Source organism: Pseudomonas juntendi (assembly GCF_009932375.1).
GTDB lineage: Bacteria > Pseudomonadota > Gammaproteobacteria > Pseudomonadales > Pseudomonadaceae > Aquipseudomonas > Aquipseudomonas juntendi.
In genome coordinates this window covers 1-270 of record NZ_BLJG01000212.1, presented here as the reverse complement: position 1 = coordinate 270, position 270 = coordinate 1, and the positions used below count along the sequence as shown (strand labels likewise).

Genomic DNA, 270 nt, shown 5'->3' with positions numbered 1-270 from the left:
CTTCGTGGATCAGCGTGTCGAGGTCCAGTTGCTGCAGCTCGCACCAGTCGTACACGTCTTCGAACAACGGGTCGAATTCGTTCGCCGCTTCGATCGAGAACGACTGTCGGCCGGTTTCCGGGCGACCGGAACGGCCTACCGGCGGCTGCAGCGGGAAGTCCGGGTCTTCACTGCGCTTGGTGAGGTAAAATTCCATTTCCGGCGCGACGATCGGCTGCCAGCCTTTGTCGGCGTAGAGCTTGAGCACTTTTTTCAGCACGTTGCGCGGCG

At 61.1% G+C, this 270-nt stretch carries 1 pseudogene; it reads right to left on the bottom strand.

The window, feature by feature from the left end:
• Positions 1-270 (bottom strand): annotated as a pseudogene (locus tag GYA94_RS22015) (glutamine synthetase); the annotation flags it as partial.